Here is a 17,703-nt window from a genome sequence, read left to right as displayed (position 1 = left end):
TACGGGACGCGAGGTCCGCGCGCCGTCTGGACGCTGTTTGGAGAACGACATGAACCTGTCTGACGAAATCAAACGGCTGCACGAGCTGCACCAGGCCGGCGCGCTGACCGACGCCGAATTCGAGCAGGCCAAGGCCAGGGTGCTGTCGGCCCAGTCCACCGTGAACCTGAACAAGGGAAACGGCGCGCTGTCCGACGAGCTGAGCAGCCTGCGCCGCTCGCGCGCCGACCGCTGGCTGGGCGGCGTGTGCGGCGGCCTGGCGCTGGCCTCGGGCGTGGACTCCTGGGTCTGGCGCCTGGTGTTCGTGCTGTTCGCCATCACCTTCGGATTCGGCGCCGTGGTCTACCTGCTGTTGTGGATTTTTGTTCCCGAAGAATAAACAGTTCGATCCAGGACGTCTCCGACGTCGTCAGCTTTTGAACGTCATCCCCGCGAAGGCGGGGACCCAAGTTCGTCGTGCTTCCACTGGCGTGACGCGCCGACACTGAGCGCGCAAACTTGGGCCCCGCCTGCGCGGGGGTGACGGCTTGAAGCCGCGGGCCATAGGGCGCGGATCGAACCAACAAGGATAAATAAATGAGCGATAAACAATTTGACGTCGTCGTGATCGGCGGCGGTCCTGGCGGCTACGTGGCTGCCATCCGTGCAGCGCAACTGGGCTTCAAGGTGGCCTGCATCGACGAATGGAGCAACGCGGCCGGCAAGCCGGCGCCGGGCGGCACCTGCACCAACGTCGGCTGCATCCCGTCGAAGGCGCTGCTGCAATCCTCGGAAAACTACGAGCACGCCAGCCACGGCTTCGCCGAGCACGGCATCAAGGTCTCGGGCCTGGAAATCGACCTGGCCCAGATGCTCAAGCGTAAGGACGGCGTCGTCAAGCAGAACAACGACGGCATCCTCTACCTGTTCAAGAAGAACAAGGTCACCTTCTTCCACGGCCGCGGCGCCTTCGCCGGCAAGGGCGAAGGCGGCTACACGATCAACGTCACCGGTCCGAGCACCGAAACCCTGACGGCCAAGAACGTCATCGTCGCCACCGGCTCGAACGCCCGCGAACTGCCGGGCGCGGCCTTCGACGAGAAGCTGATCCTGTCGAACACCGGCGCACTGGCGATCGGCGCCGTCCCGGCCAAGCTGGGCGTCATCGGCGCCGGCGTCATCGGCCTGGAAATGGGCAGCGTGTGGCGCCGCCTGGGCGCGGAAGTCACCGTGCTCGAAGGCCTGCCGACCTTCCTGGGCGCGGTCGACGAGCAGATCGCCAAGGAAGCGCACAAGCTGTTCACCAAGCAGGGCCTGAAGATCAACCTGGGCTGCAAGATCGGCGCGATCACGAAGGGCGACAACAGCGTCACCGTGGAGTACGCCGACAACACCGGCGCCGCGCAGACCGCGACCTTCGATCGCCTGATCATCTCGATCGGCCGCGTGCCGAACACCATCGGCCTCGGCATCGAGACCGTCGGCCTGCAGCTGGACGAGCGCGGCTTCGTGGTCGTGGACGACGAATGCCGTACCAGCCTGCCGGGCGTGTGGGCGGTGGGCGACGTGGTGCGCGGCCCGATGCTGGCGCACAAGGCCGAGGAAGAGGGCGTCGCGGTTGCCGAGCGCATCGCCGGCCAGCACGGCCACGTCAACTTCAACACCATCCCATGGGTCATCTACACCTCGCCGGAAATCGCGTGGGTGGGCCGCACCGAGCAGCAGCTGAAAGCCGACGGCGTGGCCTACAAGGCCGGCACCTTCCCGTTCATGGCCAACGGCCGTGCGCGCGCGCTGGGCGACACCTCGGGCATGGTCAAGTTCCTGGCCGACGCCACCACCGATGAAATCCTGGGCGTGCACATCGTCGGCCCGATGGCCTCGGAGCTGATCTCGGAAGCCGTGGTCGCGATGGAGTTCAAGGCCTCGTCGGAAGACATCGCCCGCATCTGCCACGCGCACCCGTCGCTGTCGGAAGCGACCAAGGAAGCGGCGCTGGCGGTGGACAAGCGTTCGCTGAACTTCTAAGCACAGAGGGGATCGTCCCTGTAGGGTGGGCGGGTCTCCCGCCCACGCGTTCAACCGGCGTGTGCCTGGCCGAACGACGGGCCTCGCCAACGTGGGTTGAACGCGTGGGCGGGGAATCCGCCCACCCTACGTTTTATATTGCCTCATCATGAACGTCCAAGAGTACTACCAGCACGCGCTGACCGAGCGCGGCTTCCAATCCGATCCGGCCCAGCAGGCCGCGGTCGACCGCCTGCAGCAGGCGTACGACGACTGGGTCCACTACAAGGCCCAGCGGTCGTCCGCTTTCAAGCGCCTCATCAACCGTCCCGACGTGCCCAAGGGCGTGTACATGTGGGGTGGGGTGGGACGCGGCAAGTCCTTCCTGATGGACTCCTTCTACTCGGTGGTGCCGGTGGTGCGCAAGACGCGCCTGCACTTCCACGAGTTCATGCGCTCGGTGCACCACCAGCTCGACCAGCTCAAGGGCGTGGCCGACCCGCTCGACGAAGTGGCCAAGCGCGTGGCGCGCAAGTACCGCCTGATCTGCTTCGACGAGTTCCACGTCTCGGACATCGCCGACGCGATGATCCTGTATAACCTGCTCAAGGCCTTGTTCGACAACGGCGTGAGCTTCGTGATGACCTCGAACTACGAGCCGTCGACCCTGTACCCGGACGGCCTGCACCGCGACCGCATGCTGCCGACCATCGCGCTGCTCAAGGACAAGCTCGACATCCTCAACGTCGACGCCGGCAACGACTACCGCAAGCGCGCGCTGGAGCAGGTCGAGGCCTATTACACGCCGCTCAACGCCGCATCCGACCACCTGCTCCGCGAAGCCTTCAGCAAGATCGCCGACACCGCCGAAGACCCGCACCCCGTGGTGCGCATCGAGAACCGCGAGATCCGCCCGCTGCGCCGCGCGGGCGGCGTGATCTGGTTCGATTTCGCCACCCTGTGCGGCGGCCCGCGCTCGCAGAACGACTACCTGGAACTGGCCAGCCAGTTCCACACCGTGATCCTGTCAGGCATCCCCGCGATGTCGGCCGGCCAGGCCTCGGAAGCGCGCCGCTTCACCTGGCTGATCGACGTGTTCTACGACCACAAGGTCAAGCTGATCATGTCGGCCGCCGTCGAACCGGAAGAGCTCTACACCCAAGGGCAGCTGGCGAATGAATTCCACCGGACGGTATCGCGTATCATCGAAATGCAATCGCGCGAGTACATGCTTGCCGAGCGGCGCGGCGCGGCCGACGCCATCGCGTGATCGAAAGGACATCCATGCACCCACCATTTGCCGTACGCCTGCTCGGCGCCGCCTTCCTGGCGGGCCTGCTGGGCGCCTGCGCCACCACCGACACCACGCCGATGGCCGTGCCGACCGAACCGACGACCTCCATCGCGCAGGCCGACGAGCGCCTCGCCGCCGTGGCCAAGGAACGCGCCGCGATCGAGGCGCGCTACGCCGAACGCGAAGCGCTCTGCTACGAGAAATTCTTCGTGAACAACTGCCTGGACGAAGCCCAGGAACGGCGCCGCGCGGCCCTGTCGGCGCAGCGCGCGATCGAGATCGAGGCCGAGCGCTTCAAGCGCCGGCTGAAGGTCGAGGAACGCGACCGCGAGATCGCCAAGGCCGAAGCCGAGTACCAGGCCGAGGAAGCCGCCCTGGCCGCCCAGCCGCCGGCGCCTCCGCGCGAGACTCCCGCCCTGCCTGCGCCGCGCCCGCGTCCGGCGGCGTCGCGCCAGAAGCAGCGTGGCGCCGAAGCGGGGCAGGAACGCCTGAGCGAAGCGGAACGCGCGGCGAACGTGAAGGCCTTCGAGGAGCGCAAGCGCAAGTCGGAAGAGCGCCAGGCGGAAGTGGCCAAGCGGACGGCGGAGCGTGACGAGAAGGCGAAGCGGCGCGCGGAGGAAGAAGCCAAGGCCAAGGCCGATGCGGCGACGGCTGTTGGCAAGTGATGCGATAGTGGTACGCTAGGAAACTTGGCTTCCCGCCTACGCGGGAATGACGTGCCGAGTGCGCAGTGAGCCGACGCTGAACCGATCCGCGACCTCAAAACCGTCATCCCCGCGAAGGCGGGGACCCAAGTTTGCAAGCACAGAGTCAGCCCTTCAAACCACCTTCCGCACCTGCATCCCCATCCCGTCCTGCGCCTGCTTCACCAGCTTCACGATCGCCATCGTGCAGTTCCCGCCCTTGCCCTGCGAGCGCTCCGCCGCCTTGTCGATCAGCATCTCCGACGCCTGCCGCGGCGTCGCCTTGGCCGTCACCGCCGCCAGTTCGGCATCGGTGAAGAAATGCCACAAACCATCCGAGCACAGCAGGAATCCGTCGCCTGCCGCCAGCCCGCTGTGGCTGCCGATCGTGACGAAAGGCTCCTTGCGCGCGTTGCCCAGCACGTTCAGCAGCAGCTTGGACTTGCGGTGATTCCTGGCCGCGTCCTCGGGCAGGCGGTCGGCGACCAGGTGGTCGACATAGGCCGCGTCGCTGGTACGCGCCGCGCACTTGCCGTCCTGGAAACGGTAGAGGCGCGAATCGCCCACGTGGGCCCAGACGGCCTCGCCGTGAGGCGTCAATACCAGGCCGACGAAGCTGGCGTGGATCTCGGTCTTGGCCGCCACCGCGTTCATCTTGATGACCAGGTGGGACTCGCTGACGATGTCCTGAAGCAGCTGCCCGAGCCGTTCCAGGCTGGGATGGTCGCCCGGCTTGAACTCGTCGAACACCTGGCGCGCCGTATGCAGCACCTGCTCGGCCCCGGCCGAGCTGGCGATCCCGTCGGACAGCACCGCCAGCACGTAGCCGGGCGCACGCGCGCCGGTCATGAGGGCAGTGCGGTCGTTCTGCTGCGGGCGGTTCCCGATGTGTTGCGCGGTCCCCGCTTCGATCTTGTATGAAGTCATGAATTCGTGTTTTCCGTAGCGCCTACGCCAATCTTTGTTGGCGGCAACCTCAGCGTAGATTAAACTATGCACTGAGAAGCCCAAATGTTGCAAGCCGTAAAGGCTGAGCGACACACTGCACCGCCTTCAGCGGTCCGCTTTCCCGCAACGCATAACACCAGAACTGCTTGGAACAGACATCATGATCGACGTTCAGGATATCCAGCGCCGCATTATCGAACTCGACGTGGAACACCGCGACCTCGACGCTGTCATTTCCATGCTGACGGCGGACGGTCATGCCGACCAGTTACAGCTGCGACGCCTGAAAAAGCGCAAACTGCAGCTCAAAGACCATATTACGCTGCTGAAGATGCAGCTGGTGCCCGATATCCCGGCCTGAGGCGCCTCGCGCCCGGCCACACCGAACCCATTATTTTGACCGATCATCTCCCTGTTTCCGGCTCCGATCAAGCGCCGGCCGATGCCCCATTGCAGGGGGCTCCGGGCGTCGCTACGCCGGGCGTAGCGACGCCGGCCGGCGTGCCGGCGGCCATCGACGCGCCGGCCGGCAAGTACGACGCCGAGCTCGACCGCCTGTTCGGTGCGGGCGGCCCGCTTGCGCCCGCCGTCGGCACCTTCAAGCCGCGCCAGTCGCAGACCGAGATGGCCAAGGCCATCGCCCAGGCGATCGCCGACCAGCAGGTGCTCATGGCCGAGGCCGGCACCGGCACGGGCAAGACCTTCGCCTACCTGGTCCCGGCCCTGCTGTGGGGCGGCAAGACCATCATCTCCACCGGCACCAAGAACCTGCAGGACCAGTTGTTCCTTCGCGACATCCCGACCGTGCGCGCCGCCCTGCGGGCGCCGGTCTCGGTGGCCCTGCTCAAGGGCCGCTCCAACTATGTCTGCCATTACAACCTGGAGCGCACGCTGCAGAACGGCCGCCTGACCTCGCGCGACGACGTCAGCCACCTGCGCGAGATCTCGCGCTTCATGAAGATGACCAGTTCGGGCGACAAGGCCGAGCTGGCCAAGGTGCCGGAGAACGCCACCATCTGGAACCTGGTCACCTCGACCCGCGACAACTGCGTGGGCGCCGAGTGCCAGTACTACCAGGACTGCTTCGTCATGAAGGCGCGCCGCGAAGCCCAGCAGGCAGACGTGGTGGTGGTCAACCACCACCTGTTCTTCGCGGACGTGGCCCTGAAGGACACCGGCGTGGCCGAGCTGCTGCCGTCCGCCAACACCGTGATCTTCGACGAGGCGCATCAGCTGCCCGATACCGCGACCCTGTTCTTCGGCCAGTCGGTCTCGACCTCCCAGGTTCTGGAACTGTGCCGCGACGTGCTGGCCGAAGGCCTGGCCCATGCGCGCGGCGGTCCGGACTGGGCCAAGGTCGTCACCGTGGTCGAGAAAGCCGCGCGCGACCTGCGCCTGGCCTTCGGCGGCGACAGCAACATGCGCCTGTCGCTGCCCCAGATCCTGCCGACCTCGCAATTCTTCCCCGCTCTCGATGCGCTCAAGGAAGAGCTGTCCGGCATGATCACCGTGCTGGAAGAGAACGCCGCGCGCGCCGAGACGCTCGAAGCCTGCCGCGTGCGCGCGCTCGAGCTGGCCGCGGCCTACGAGGCCTGGAAGCCGGACGCCAAGGCCGCCGCCGCCGAGCAATGCGTGCTGTGGGCCGAGGCCTTCTCGTCCTCGCTGCAATTGCACAAGACGCCGCTGTCGATCGCGCCGATCTTTTCCAGCCAGCGCGAGGGTACCCCGCGCAGCTGGATTTTTACCTCAGCGACCTTGGCGGTGAAGAACGACTTCCGCCACTTCTCCGACCAGCTGGGCCTGACGGGCGAGCCGGCCAAGACCTGGCCCAGCCCCTTCGACTACGGCGACCAGGGTCTCCTGTACGTGCCGACCGGCCTGCCGGAACCGAATTCGATGGGCTATACCGACGCCGTGGTCGATTGCGCGCTGCCGGTGATCGAAGCGGCGGGCGGGCGCACTTTCTTCCTGTGCACGACGATCCGGGCGGTCAACCGCGTGGCCGAGCGCCTGCGCGCCGAGTTCGCCGAGCGTGGCCTGGATTTCCCGCTCTTCGTACAGGGCGAGCGCGGCCGCACCGAACTGCTGGACTCCTTCCGCAATGCCGGCAATGCCGTGCTGGTGGGCAGCCAGAGCTTCTGGGAAGGCGTGGACGTGCGCGGCGATGCGCTGTCCCTGGTCATCATCGACAAGCTGCCCTTCGCGCCGCCGGACGATCCGGTGCTGGCCGCGCGCATCGAGGTGATGGAAAAGCAGGGCATGAACGGCTTCATGCACCACCAGCTGCCGGAAGCGATCATCACCCTCAAGCAGGGCGCCGGCCGCCTGATCCGCGACGTCGAGGACCGGGGCGTGCTGATGATCTGCGACCCGCGCCTGATCACCAAGCCGTATGGGCGGCGTATCTGGCAGAGTTTGCCGCCGTTCCGAAGGACCAGGGTGCAGGCGGATGTGATTGGGTTCTTCCAGCCGGGGACGGCGGAGGCTGTGGAAGGCGGCGAGGCTGCATGAGGCGCCGCCTCTCTTCTTCCACCAGCAGTAAGGGCGTCACCCCGGCGAAGGCCGGGGCCCAGGTTCGTCGCGCAGTCGTGACGCACGCGAAACCGAGGTTCCGGCCTTCGCCGGAACGACGTGCCGATGCTGCGGGACTGCGTATTCACCCAGCGTCCCGCCGCATGCCGATCACGGCGTAATCACCACCTTGCCCACCACCTTGCGCCCCGCCATGTCATTCAGCGCCTGCGCCGTCTGCTCCAGCGCATAGCGCCGCGACACCAGCGGACGCAGCTTGCCCTCCGCCATCCAGTCCATCAGCCGCCGCATGGCCGCCGCGTGCGCGGCAGGCTCCTTGCGCGTGAAGTCGCCCCAGAACACGCCCACCACCGAGGCGCCTTTCAGCAGCATCAGATTCCACGGCAGGCGCGGAATCTCGCCCGCCGCGAAGCCGACCACCAGGTGGCGGCCGCGCCAGGCGATCGAGCGCAGCGCCGGTTCGCTGTAGCGTCCGCCGACCGGGTCGTAAACCACGTCCGGCCCCCGTCCGCCTGTCGCCGCCTTGATCGCTTCGCGCAAGTCTTCGCGTTCGTAGTTGATCAGCGTGTCCGCGCCGTGGTCCTTGCACACCGCCAGCTTTTCGTCGCTGGACGCGGCCGCGATCACGCGCGCGCCCAGCGCCTTGCCGATCTCGATCGCGGCCAGGCCGACGCCGCCCGCCGCGCCCAGCACCAGCATGGTCTCGCCGGGCTGGAGCGCCCCGCGGTCGGCCACCGCGTGGTACGACGTCCCGTAGGTGAGGGTGATCGCGGCGGCGGTGTCGAAGTCCATGCCGTCCGGCACCGGCAACAGGGAATCGAGCGGCGCCAGCGCCTGCTCGGCGAAGGCGCCGGTGCGGGTGAAGCCGATCACCGCCTGCCCGGGCGCGTAGGCGGTGACGCCCGGCCCGACGCTGCGCACCACGCCCGCGAACTCATTGCCCGGTGTGAAGGGCAGCTCAGGGCGGTACTGGTACTTGCCCTGTACCGTCAGCACGTCCGGGAAGTTCACACCGGCCGCCTTGACGTCGACCACGACTTCACCGGGACCGGGCGCCAGGTCGGGCAGATCGGCCACCTCCAGGCTTTCCGGCGGTCCCCAATCCTTGCAGCGTACGGCTTTCATGCTTCCTCCTGTATTGATGTCGGTTCGCATTATGCCCGAAGGAAAGTACAGGCATGATCCATGCCACCGCCTGTCACCATTGTGCGCACGCAAAGTGGGGCAGGTGGGGCGCGCTAGAGTCGAAGCAGGCAGGCGCCCCAGTCCTGCGCCTGGGAACCGGAGAAGGGAATGACAATCCGTTACGGTTGTTTCTTCAGTTATGCCCACGGCAAGCACGAACTCATGAAGCGTTTCAAGTCGGCCCTGGCCGACGCGCTGCGCTGCTACCTCGAACCCTACTTCGACAACGAAGACGAACTGTTTATCGACACCGAACAACTCGGGGGTGGCGACGACCTCGACCGCAAGATCGCGCGTGCCATGTGCGAGAGCGTCTGCATGATCCTGATCTACACCCCCAAGTACGAGGCCCATGCCTACACGCGGCGCGAGTACGCGGCCATGCGCCTGCTGGAGCGGGAGCGCGCCACCTGGTACGACCTGCCCAGCCACCTGATCATCCCGGTCATCATGACGCGCCATCCGGACAGCCTGCCGCGCCAGATCACCGAGAGCAGCCTGTACGTCGACTTCTCCCATTTCACCATGGCCACGGCCGATCTCAAGTCGAACCCGGATTTTCTTCCGGACATAGACAAGATGGTCAAGCGGATCGCAACCCACTACGCGTGCCAAAAAAAGCATACGCCGCCCAGCCACGACTGCAACCATTTCGTGCTCCCTGATGTCCCACCCGAGTGGCGCGATCTTCCAGACCTGACTTTTCCAAAATAATGAGGAGCCATATGGAACACAACCGCATTCCGCTGCCGCCGCTGGACACAGCGGGCGAGGTGACGACCTTCTATGCCTACGAGGGCGGCGCCGCGCGCAACGCGATGCTGTCGGCGCTCGCCCAGTGCCTGGCGGGCGCGCGGGCCGGCGCCTTCGAGGGGAAGGCCGCCGGTGCACCGGTCCTGGTCATCGACTGGGACCTCGATGCCCCGGCCCTGCACCGGCATTTCGACCTGGCGCCCGCCGCCGGGAGCCTGGAAGCCGAACCTGACGCGGGTATCGACGCCGACGCCGGCGCCGACTACGAGGCCGACTACGAGGCCGACTACGAGGCCGGGGCGCAAGCCGGGCCGGCGCCGCGCGCCCGTTCAGGGCTGATCGAATTCTTCGAAGCCTGCAGCATGCAGCTGCGGCAATTGCGGCGCGAGCCGGCGCAGCGAAGCGGAGCGGAAAGCGGAGCAAAAAGCGGTGCGGCAAGCGACGAGACGCTGGCCGAACGCGTTCTCGATGCGGTCGACTGGCGCGCGCATATCGAGCGTGCGGACGGCCGGCGCCCCCTGTACCTGATGCGCGCCGGCCGTTTCGACGGCAGCTATGCCGAGCGCAGCGGGCGCTTCGACTGGGAAGCCCTGTTCGACGCCTGTCCCGCGCTGTTCCGGCGCTTCGGCGCGCGCATGGCGCGCCACTTCTCGCACGTACTGGTCGCCAGCCGCCCCGGGCGTTCGCCCGCGGTGAGCGTGTGCACCACCTTGCTGGCGGACCGCCTGGTCGGCCTGTTCACGCCGGCCCCGGGCAGCGTGGAAGGCTTCGAAGGCGTGGTGAGGCGGGCCATCGCGTACCGTTGCAGCCACGAGGACGAACAGCGGCCGCTGATGGTGTATCCACTCGCCTGCGCGCCCGACGGCGCGCGCAGCGATCCGCACCAGCGCTGGCGGCGCGGCGACGCACGCCTGGGCGCTCCCGGCTACCAGCCGCGCATCGAAGTCCTGCTGCGCGCCTGCTACGGCTGGCCGCGCGTCAACCTCGACAGCTACTTCGACGAACTCCAGCTGCCGCTGGCCGACGCCATGTCGACCGCGGGACCGGGCACCGACCGGCGCGCCCTGGCGCGCATCGCCGGCGTGCTGGCCGAGTGGGTGGCGCCGGGGCGCTTCCCCTGGCAGTCGCTCGACGAGATCCGGCTGCGCGCCGCCGTGGCGCGGGCGCGCACCGCGGCCTTCAACGACGATCCTGGCGTCGAGCCCGCCGACCCGGACGCCAGCGCCGGCATGCGCGACCTAACCGACGGGCTGGCCCGGCTGGGAGCCCTGTGCCGGCGCGACGCCCGCTACGACGAAGCGCGCGCCTGCCTCGAAGAATGCCTGGCCTTGCGCGAGCGCGCCTTCGGAGACGACCACGCATCCCTGCGCGCCGCGCGTGCCTGCGTCGCCGAACTGCTGCTCGACACCGGCGTGCTGCACGAGGCGCGCCGCCAGTACGAGCTGCTGATCCAGTCCTGCGCGCGCAGCGCCGGCGCCGACGACCCCGAGACCCTTTGCGCACGTTCGCGCCTGGCGCGCGTGCTGGCCTGCCTGGGCGAGGCCGAGCGCGCGCTGGCGCTGCACGAGCAGGTGGTGGCCGCCTGCGAGCGGGCCCTGGGAGACGAGCACCCGGCGACGCTGGACAGCCTCGAAGACCTGGCCATCAGCCTTGCGCAGCAGCACGAGGCCGGACGCGCCCGCATCGTCTGCGAACGGGTGCTGGACGCACGCCGCCGCCAGCTCGGCGCCGAGCACGAGGACACGCTGCGCTGCGGACAGCGTTTGGCCCAGCTGCTCGGCGAAATGGGCGAACTCGGCAATGCCCGGCGCCTGCTGGAGGCCGTGCTGCGCGCCCGCGAGCGCCATGACGGCGCGGACGCCGCCGGCACCCTGGCCGCCCGCGAGGCCCTGGCCGAGATCCTGGCCGCCCAGGGCGACCTGGCGGCCGTGCGCAGCATCCAGGAATCGCTGGCGCGCACGCGCGAGCGCCATCTGGGCGCCGGGCACCCCGAGACCCTCGACATGCAGCTGCGGCTGGCCTCGACCCTTGGCCAGCAGGGCGAGACCGAAGCGGCGCGGCGCTTGCGCGAGCAGGTCGCCGAACTGCGCCGGCACCTGGAGCAGGCCGAAGGAGGCGGCCTGGCGGGCGCCGACGCCGCGGGGCGGCACGGGCCGGGGCACAGCATGGCACGGGAGAGGAAGACAGGGGAGGGCGTGCCGGTGTCGGACAGCCTGGGGCACAAGCTGGCCCAGCTGCAGAACCTGATCGACAGCCGCAGTCCGCGCGAAGCGCGCCTGCTGGCGGACAGCTTGCGCCACGCCGTGCTGAAGCCCAGCGTGGCCGACCCGCTGCGCAGGCGGGGCGCCGCCATGATCAAGCAGGTCTACCTGCAGGATGGCGACAAGGATGCGCTGCTGTCCTTCACCCAGGACGAAGTCTCGTCGCTCGAGGGGGCGCTGATCGAAGCGGCGCGCGACAACCCGCTGCCCCTGCGCTAACGGCGAACGGGCTCGCAGCGCGATCGTGCCCGAACGCGGCATCCGGGCGGCATGGCGGAACATGCGGTGAGCGGCTTGGCAAGCGAGCGGGTGAGTGAGCCGGTGCGCAAATTGGTGAGTAAGCGAGCTGGCCCGTGTCGCTATACTGTCGCACCATGGACAACTTCTCCCTACGCGGGCGCGGACCGGCCGCTCTTGGTCTGGACCGCCGCCTGGGCGGCGCCCTGGCCACGTTCCTGGTCCATGCGGCCCTGATCCTGGTCTGGCAAATGACGCGCACGCTGCCGCCGCAGCAGCAGGAAGGGGCGAGCATCGCGGTGCAGTGGATCCAGGCGCAGCTCGCCGCGCCGCGCGATCAGGCGGCATCCTCCGCGCAAGCCGAGGATGCACGCGGCCTCCCGCACGCCGGTAAGCTAGGCATGCGCTCCCGTCCGGCGCCGGATCGCTCCTCCACGCCTGGACCGCAGGCGATTTCATCGGCCGCTCCCGCTGCCGGCCCTTCGGTGCCGGCATCAAAGGCCGCGGCTTCTGCGGAGCCGTCGGCGCCCGCGCCAGCCACGGCGCCCGCAGCGCAGGCGCCGGCTTCGCCGCTGGCCGAATCGATCATGGACAGCGCGCGACGCAGCATCGGCAGCATCGACCGCGAGCTGCGCAAGCAGAACCGGCCTCTCATCATCGCGCCGCCGGACAGTCCGCAGATCCGCCTGCGCAAAGGCATGGAACACGCGCACGCCATGGCGCCGCCGCGCCTGTGGGAAGCGCCCAAGGTCGAGGAACTGGTGAACAACACGGGCGATGGCGCGCGCCGCACACGCGTCATCAGCGGCAACGGTACCTACTGCATCACCGAACGCGCGCCTACCACCAGCATCGACATGATCGAAAAGCACGGCAAGATCAGGCTCACCAATTGCCCCGAACATGAAGAACCGGCCAAGCGGCAGGAGTGGCGCACGGCGCGCGACTAGGCGGAGCAGGGCGATGCGGCAGCGGCGGAGAGCGTGCGGTCCATCTGCATGCTTGCCGTGAAAGCGCCCAGGCCCCGCCATCGCGCCAGACAGGCATACGCGCCTTACATAAAATGCTGCGACAGCCTTGTCGCCGGGAATATCGGCGGCAGCTAGTGCGGGCGTATCACTTAGAATCAAGAACGGCTGGCGACACGGCCGCTTCCACAAACAGGGATAAGAAAACCGACACATGGACCAGCCTGGCCGCCTCCACGCATTCGACAACCTACGCGCCGTGATGATGTGGCTCGGCATTTTGCTGCACGTCGCCATTAACCACACCACCGGTCCGTCGCCGCTGCCGTGGCGCGATGCGCAGACCTCGCCCATCGCCGACCTGATCCTCATTTTCATCCACGCTTTCCGCATGCCGGTGTTCTTCATCCTGGCCGGATTCTTCGTCGCCTTGCTCGTCGCGCGGCGTGGGCCGCGCGCGATGCTGAAGCACCGCATGCGGCGGCTGGCGCTGCCGTTCGCGATCTTCTGGCCGGTGCTCATCGTCTGCACCACGGTATTGATGCTCGTGTACGTGCATATCATGGCGCGCGGCACGGTGGGCATCGACATTTCGCTGCTGGCGAAGAAAAGCGTCGGCGCATCGCCGTTCAACACGATGCACATGTGGTTCCTGTATTACCTGATCTGGTTCTGCGCCCTTACCGCCGTGCTGGCGCCAGCCTGGGCCGCGCTGCCGGCACGGGTGCACCATGCGGTCGATGCGGCCTTCCGCGTGCTCGCCACGCGCTGGTGGGGCGTGCTTGTCCTGACCGTGCCGCTGGCGATCATCGGTTCGTTCTACCGTGCCGGCATGCTGGCGTCGAGCGGCTCGTTCATTCCGCAGTTGCCCGAGATCGTGCACAACGGCCTGTTCTTCGTCGTCGGACTGCTTTCGCACCGTCACCAGGATGTGCTGTTCCCGCTTCTCGTGAAGACCTGCTGGCAAAAGACGCTTGCCGGCCTGGCGGTCTTTGCCGCCGTCGTCTGGGCCTTCGTCGCATTCACCAGCGATCCCTTGGGCATTCCCCATATCGAAGCGCTCATCGCCTGCCTCTATAACCTGACCAGCTGGCTGTGGAGCTTCGCCCTGATCGGCCTGTTCCTGCGCTACCTGCCGAGCCAGAACCGCGTGCTGCGCTATATCTCGGAAAGTTCTTACTGGGTTTTCCTGGTGCATATGCTGGGCACGATCGGCTTCGGCGCCATGGTCTACAGCCTGCCGCTCGGCGCGATGTCCAAGATGCTGCTGAACGTCGTCGCGACGACCGCCGTTTGCCTGCTTACTTACCAGCTGCTGGTGCGCCACACCATCATCGGGGTGCTGCTCAATGGAAGCCGCAAGCCGAAGGGCGCCCAGGTCGTGGCGCCGCTGTCGGCCGGGAACGCGTGATCGGACAGCCGGGGAGCGCGGCGCAGTCCGCGCCCGGCGTTCCCAGGGCGTCTTACGGGAAGTGCTCGGCGTCGGGAGGCGGCACGACCCAGGCATGCTTGCGCCCCTCGTAGACCGAGACGTTCGGCGCGGGAAAGCCTGGATCGGCGAAGGCGCCGACCGGGATCGTCAGGTAGGCTTCCAGCCCCTCGGCGGCGTAGTAGACGGTGGCCCCGCAGTGCGGGCAGAAGTGAAAGGTCGCGCGCGAGCCTTCGTCGCCGACGCGCACGAAGGCCGTCGACTGGCCCGCGACCGTGACGTTCTCGCGCGGGAATCTGGCCTGCTCGGCGAAGGGACCTCCGGTGCGGCGCTGGCAGGCCAGGCAGTGGCAGATCGAGATGCGCACAGGATCGCCCTCGACCCGTGCCGACAGCTGGCCGCAACTGCAAGAGGCAAGTCGGGTGGACATATTCGCTCCAGGAGAGGTGAACCGGTGCGGCCATCATACCGCCACAGCTACCGCAGCGGCACTGTCTGGCGTGTGCCCTCACTCCAGACGGATCGCCATGTCGAAGATCCAGGTGCGGCGAATCTCGATCACGTCGTATTGGCGCGCCAGCGCGGGCGGGAAGGCGCCATAGGGCGCCTGGCTGGCCACCACCTTGCGGATCAGCTCGTCGATGGCGGACACGCCGCTCGATACCACGAAGGTGATTTTCTCGACCGAGCCGTCGGCGCGCACGGCGACCGTCACGACCGGGCGGGCATGCGCCTGCTTCACCGCGTCGCGCACCATGTCGAAGGTCATGTTCATCTCGATCTTGCGGCTCATGGCGGCCGCGTACTGGACCAGATCCGCATTCGGGTCGGCGCGGCCGAACATCCAGCCGCGGCGCAAACTGCTTGCAGCCGGCAGGGGCGGGCCGGCAGGGGACGCCGGCGCGGCATTGCGCTGCGCGGCTTCCTCGGCCAGCTGCTTGCCGATCGCGCGCAGGCGCTCCTCGCGCTTCGCCTCCTGCTCGGCCCTCTCGCGCTGCGCCAGTTCCTGGCGTGCGCTTTCTTGCCGGGCAGCGTCCTGCCGGGCGGCTTCTTGTCTCGGGGCTTCCTTCCTCGCGGCTTCCTGATTGGCGCTTTCCTGCCGCGCGGCTTCATTCAGTGCAGCTTCCCGCCGTGCGGCTTCCTGCCGGGTAGCTTCTTGCCGTGCAGCTTCATGTTTCACCGCTTCTTGCCTGGCGACTTCCTGTTTCGCGGCTTCCTGGCGCGCCGTTTCCTGCTTCGCAGCTTCCTGTTTTGCGGCTTCCTGCCGCGCCGCCGCTAGTCGGCTCTGCTGCTCCCGCTGCGCGGCGAGCTCCGCCTGCCGCATCTGTTCCTGCCGCGCGGCGTCCCTGCGCGCGACCTCCTGCCGGTCGGCTTCCCGTTGCGCCAGCCTGGCCTGCTCCTGCCGCAGGGCTTCCTTACGCGCCGCCTCCTGACGGGCGGCCTCGGCCTGTGCCAGCTCCTGCCGAGCCTGCTCGTCTTTCCTTGCCTGTTCCTCTCGCTGCGCCTCCCGCCGCAGGGTCTCCTGCCGGGCGAGTTCCTGGCCTTCGGCGTCCTTCCTTGCCGCTTCCAGTTGTGCCAGCCTTGCCTGCTCTTGCCGGACGGCTTCGGCACGCGCGGCCTCCCGCTGCGCTGCCTCGTTCCGTTCGCGTTCCTGCCTCACGATGTCCAGGTGCTCGCTCTCCTTGCGTGCCGCTTCCGCGCGTTCAAGTTGCAGCCGCGCCGCCTCCTGCAGCGCCGCTGTCTGCCTGGCCGCCTCCGCCAGTTCCGCTTGCCGCGAGCGTTCGGCAGCCTGCTCGGCCGTCTTGCGCTGCGTATCCTGTTCGGGGCGCGGCGGTGCAGGCTCCGCCGGAATGCCAAGCGGTTCGGCGGGAAGCGTGGCCGGCTCCGGAATCGCGACGAAACTCTCCTCGGCGCGGGCGCTGGCCGATGGCGGCGTGGGTGTCGGCGCCGCAGGAACGGCGGGACCTTGCTCCAAGGCCGAAGGGGCGGCGGGTATGGCGGGTATGGCGGGTATGGCGGGTGGGGCGGGCAGGGCGGGCAGGGCGGCGGGCAGTGGGTCTGCCGCGTGCGGCGCCGCAGCGGAAGGCTGGGCCCGCGCGAGCAGGATGCGCAAGGCGTCGGCTTCCAGCCGCCGTTCCTTCCACGGCAGCTGGAAACCCGGCAGGCCCAGGCCGGCGCCGCCCAGGCTCAAGCTCAGCAGCAGGGCGTGCACCAGCAAGGACACCGACAGCGCAAGCGGCATGCGCCATTGGCCGCGATAAATGGAGAGAGCAGTGGTCAAAACGGGAAATCCTTGCACAGGCGCGGAATGCTGCATGGCTCGCTTCAATACGGTAGAGATGTCATTGAAGCAACGATTCGCTCGATGCTAACACATGCGCAAGGCCAATTGGCGGGTCGGTATCGGCAAGAAAGAAGAGGGCGTTGCAAGCCGTGACACTCTGTTGTTAAGCCTGCTAAAACCCTTGACGCGAGACTCACAAAGCGCGATGTAAATACGGCAAGAGATGTGTGAAATCGTGTCGGAAAGCATCTTAAAATGTGAAATTAACGCCTGAAGCGAGCGATAAGAGCGTTGCTTCAGGTAAAATCCCGTACATGCGAATCCTTATCAGTAACGACGACGGCTACCTCGCGCCAGGCATCATTGCGCTGGCGGAAGCGCTCGCGCCGATCGCCGAGATCGTGGTCGTAGCCCCCGACAGCAATCGTTCGGGCGCGTCGAATTCCCTGACCCTGGACCGTCCCCTGTCGGTCCAGCGTGCTGGTAATGGTTTCTATTTCGTTAATGGCACGCCGACCGATTGCGTGCACATCGCATTGACGGCGATGCTCGATGCGCCGCCCGACCTGGTTGTCTCCGGCATCAACAATGGCCAGAACATGGGCGACGACACCTTGTATTCGGGCACCGTCGCAGCCGCCACCGAAGCCTTCCTGTTCGGCATTCCGGCGATCGCGTTTTCGCAGGTGAACCATGGCTGGGCGCACGTCGATTCCGCGGCCCGCGTGGCGCGCGATATCGTCGAGCGGCGTTTCGAGATGCTCACTGCGCCTTTTCTGCTGAACGTGAACATCCCGAACCTGCCCTACGAGGAACTCGGTCCGCTGACCCCGACCCGCCTCGGGCGCAGGCACCAGGCCGAGCCGGTCATCCGCGCCCAGGATCCGCGCGGACGCGACATCTACTGGATCGGCGCGCCCGGCGCCTGCCGCGATGCGGGCGAGGGCACCGACTTCCACGCCACGCAACAAGGCCGCGTGTCGATCACGCCGCTGCAGATCGACCTGACCCATAAAACCCAGCTGGAACTGCTGGCACAGGGAATCGCATGAAAGACCAGCGCAGCACCTTCCCGCTCCCGCTGTCGTCGGTGACCGGCAGCACCCGCAAGCCGGGCACGCCGGCGCCGGTGGCCACGCCGCA

Annotated in this window: 15 protein-coding genes; 11 read left to right on the top strand and 4 right to left on the bottom strand. The window is 67.6% G+C overall.

Annotated features, from left to right (window positions below):
* The first annotated feature begins 49 nt into the window (after positions 1 to 49).
* The 4 genes from V7778_RS22870 (at position 50) to V7778_RS22855 (ending at position 3,945) form a co-directional block, all read left to right on the top strand.
* Positions 50 to 379 carry a PspC domain-containing protein gene (locus V7778_RS22870; protein WP_211522073.1) on the top strand — a complete coding sequence of 110 codons (330 nt, stop codon included), beginning with the start codon at positions 50 to 52 and terminating at the stop codon, positions 377 to 379.
* Between the two features lie 197 nt (positions 380 to 576).
* On the top strand, positions 577 to 2,007 hold the full coding sequence (lpdA, locus tag V7778_RS22865; RefSeq protein ID WP_335559559.1) for a dihydrolipoyl dehydrogenase: 1,431 nt from the start codon (positions 577 to 579) through the stop codon (positions 2,005 to 2,007).
* Positions 2,008 to 2,155: 148 nt separating this feature from the next.
* Positions 2,156 to 3,256, top strand: coding sequence for a cell division protein ZapE (gene zapE / locus V7778_RS22860; protein ID WP_335559557.1), 1,101 nt, complete (start codon positions 2,156 to 2,158; stop codon positions 3,254 to 3,256).
* Between the two features lie 14 nt (positions 3,257 to 3,270).
* Positions 3,271 to 3,945: a hypothetical protein gene (locus tag V7778_RS22855; protein ID WP_335559555.1), complete on the top strand. Its 675-nt coding sequence runs from the start codon at positions 3,271 to 3,273 to the stop codon at positions 3,943 to 3,945.
* 153 nt (positions 3,946 to 4,098) lie between these two features.
* Here V7778_RS22855 and V7778_RS22850 read toward each other — a convergent pair whose 3' ends face one another.
* On the bottom strand, positions 4,099 to 4,890 hold the full coding sequence (locus V7778_RS22850; RefSeq protein ID WP_335559553.1) for a PP2C family protein-serine/threonine phosphatase: 792 nt from the start codon (positions 4,888 to 4,890) through the stop codon (positions 4,099 to 4,101).
* A 181-nt stretch (positions 4,891 to 5,071) separates the two neighbouring features.
* On the opposite strand from V7778_RS22850, the gene V7778_RS22845 reads away from it, so the two are divergent.
* On the top strand, positions 5,072 to 5,272 hold the full coding sequence (locus V7778_RS22845; RefSeq protein ID WP_211522068.1) for a YdcH family protein: 201 nt from the start codon (positions 5,072 to 5,074) through the stop codon (positions 5,270 to 5,272).
* An 89-nt stretch (positions 5,273 to 5,361) separates the two neighbouring features.
* Positions 5,362 to 7,422, top strand: coding sequence for an ATP-dependent DNA helicase (locus V7778_RS22840; protein WP_442920749.1), 2,061 nt, complete (start codon positions 5,362 to 5,364; stop codon positions 7,420 to 7,422).
* Between the two features lie 171 nt (positions 7,423 to 7,593).
* On the opposite strand, the gene V7778_RS22835 is transcribed toward V7778_RS22840, so the two are convergent.
* The gene (locus tag V7778_RS22835; protein WP_335559550.1) at positions 7,594 to 8,568 is read right to left on the bottom strand and encodes an NADPH:quinone oxidoreductase family protein; all 975 of its coding nucleotides are present in this window, start codon (positions 8,566 to 8,568) and stop codon (positions 7,594 to 7,596) included.
* A gap of 168 nt (positions 8,569 to 8,736) precedes the next feature.
* Here V7778_RS22835 and V7778_RS22830 point away from each other — a divergent pair, with 168 nt between their 5' ends.
* The 4 genes from V7778_RS22830 to V7778_RS22815 all read left to right on the top strand — a co-directional run bounded on the left by V7778_RS22830 (position 8,737) and on the right by V7778_RS22815 (position 14,258).
* Positions 8,737 to 9,342, top strand: a complete 606-nt coding sequence (locus V7778_RS22830) for a toll/interleukin-1 receptor domain-containing protein (RefSeq protein ID WP_335559548.1) — start codon at positions 8,737 to 8,739, stop codon at positions 9,340 to 9,342.
* Positions 9,343 to 9,353: 11 nt separating this feature from the next.
* Complete coding sequence (locus V7778_RS22825) at positions 9,354 to 11,861, top strand: tetratricopeptide repeat protein (protein WP_335559547.1); 2,508 nt, start codon at positions 9,354 to 9,356, stop codon at positions 11,859 to 11,861.
* Between the two features lie 155 nt (positions 11,862 to 12,016).
* Positions 12,017 to 12,829, top strand: a complete 813-nt coding sequence (locus tag V7778_RS22820; protein ID WP_335559545.1) for a hypothetical protein — start codon at positions 12,017 to 12,019, stop codon at positions 12,827 to 12,829.
* Positions 12,830 to 13,061: 232 nt separating this feature from the next.
* Positions 13,062 to 14,258, top strand: coding sequence for an acyltransferase family protein (locus tag V7778_RS22815; RefSeq protein WP_335559543.1), 1,197 nt, complete (start codon positions 13,062 to 13,064; stop codon positions 14,256 to 14,258).
* 52 nt (positions 14,259 to 14,310) lie between these two features.
* Here the strand turns inward: V7778_RS22815 and V7778_RS22810 are convergent, their stop codons facing one another.
* Together V7778_RS22810 and V7778_RS22805 are read right to left on the bottom strand one after the other, a co-directional pair.
* Positions 14,311 to 14,706, bottom strand: coding sequence for a GFA family protein (locus tag V7778_RS22810; protein ID WP_335559541.1), 396 nt, complete (start codon positions 14,704 to 14,706; stop codon positions 14,311 to 14,313).
* Between the two features lie 78 nt (positions 14,707 to 14,784).
* Positions 14,785 to 16,593, bottom strand: a complete 1,809-nt coding sequence (locus V7778_RS22805; RefSeq protein ID WP_335559539.1) for a TonB C-terminal domain-containing protein — start codon at positions 16,591 to 16,593, stop codon at positions 14,785 to 14,787.
* A gap of 281 nt (positions 16,594 to 16,874) precedes the next feature.
* On the opposite strand from V7778_RS22805, the gene surE reads away from it, so the two are divergent.
* Positions 16,875 to 17,612: a 5'/3'-nucleotidase SurE gene (gene surE, locus V7778_RS22800; RefSeq protein ID WP_335559538.1), complete on the top strand. Its 738-nt coding sequence runs from the start codon at positions 16,875 to 16,877 to the stop codon at positions 17,610 to 17,612.
* Positions 17,613 to 17,703 lie beyond the last annotated feature (91 nt).

Origin of the sequence: Massilia sp. DD77 (assembly GCF_036961685.1) — a bacterium.
GTDB lineage: Bacteria > Pseudomonadota > Gammaproteobacteria > Burkholderiales > Burkholderiaceae_D > Telluria.
The sequence above is the reverse complement of the archived record's forward strand: the minus strand, read 5'-3'. Positions and strand labels throughout refer to the sequence as shown.

Excerpts from the sequence above, each read along its gene's own strand:
- V7778_RS22870 (WP_211522073.1), top strand. The coding sequence starts at position 50 with ATGAACCTGTCTGACGAAATCAAACGGCTGCACGAGCTGCACCAGGCC.
- lpdA (WP_335559559.1), top strand. The coding sequence starts at position 577 with ATGAGCGATAAACAATTTGACGTCGTCGTGATCGGCGGCGGTCCTGGC.
- zapE (WP_335559557.1), top strand. The coding sequence starts at position 2,156 with ATGAACGTCCAAGAGTACTACCAGCACGCGCTGACCGAGCGCGGCTTC.
- V7778_RS22855 (WP_335559555.1), top strand. The coding sequence starts at position 3,271 with ATGCACCCACCATTTGCCGTACGCCTGCTCGGCGCCGCCTTCCTGGCG.
- V7778_RS22850 (WP_335559553.1), bottom strand. The coding sequence starts at position 4,890 with ATGACTTCATACAAGATCGAAGCGGGGACCGCGCAACACATCGGGAAC.
- V7778_RS22845 (WP_211522068.1), top strand. The coding sequence starts at position 5,072 with ATGATCGACGTTCAGGATATCCAGCGCCGCATTATCGAACTCGACGTG.
- V7778_RS22835 (WP_335559550.1), bottom strand. The coding sequence starts at position 8,568 with ATGAAAGCCGTACGCTGCAAGGATTGGGGACCGCCGGAAAGCCTGGAG.
- V7778_RS22830 (WP_335559548.1), top strand. The coding sequence starts at position 8,737 with ATGACAATCCGTTACGGTTGTTTCTTCAGTTATGCCCACGGCAAGCAC.
- V7778_RS22825 (WP_335559547.1), top strand. The coding sequence starts at position 9,354 with ATGGAACACAACCGCATTCCGCTGCCGCCGCTGGACACAGCGGGCGAG.
- V7778_RS22820 (WP_335559545.1), top strand. The coding sequence starts at position 12,017 with ATGGACAACTTCTCCCTACGCGGGCGCGGACCGGCCGCTCTTGGTCTG.
- V7778_RS22815 (WP_335559543.1), top strand. The coding sequence starts at position 13,062 with ATGGACCAGCCTGGCCGCCTCCACGCATTCGACAACCTACGCGCCGTG.
- V7778_RS22810 (WP_335559541.1), bottom strand. The coding sequence starts at position 14,706 with ATGTCCACCCGACTTGCCTCTTGCAGTTGCGGCCAGCTGTCGGCACGG.
- V7778_RS22805 (WP_335559539.1), bottom strand. The coding sequence starts at position 16,593 with ATGCAGCATTCCGCGCCTGTGCAAGGATTTCCCGTTTTGACCACTGCT.
- surE (WP_335559538.1), top strand. The coding sequence starts at position 16,875 with ATGCGAATCCTTATCAGTAACGACGACGGCTACCTCGCGCCAGGCATC.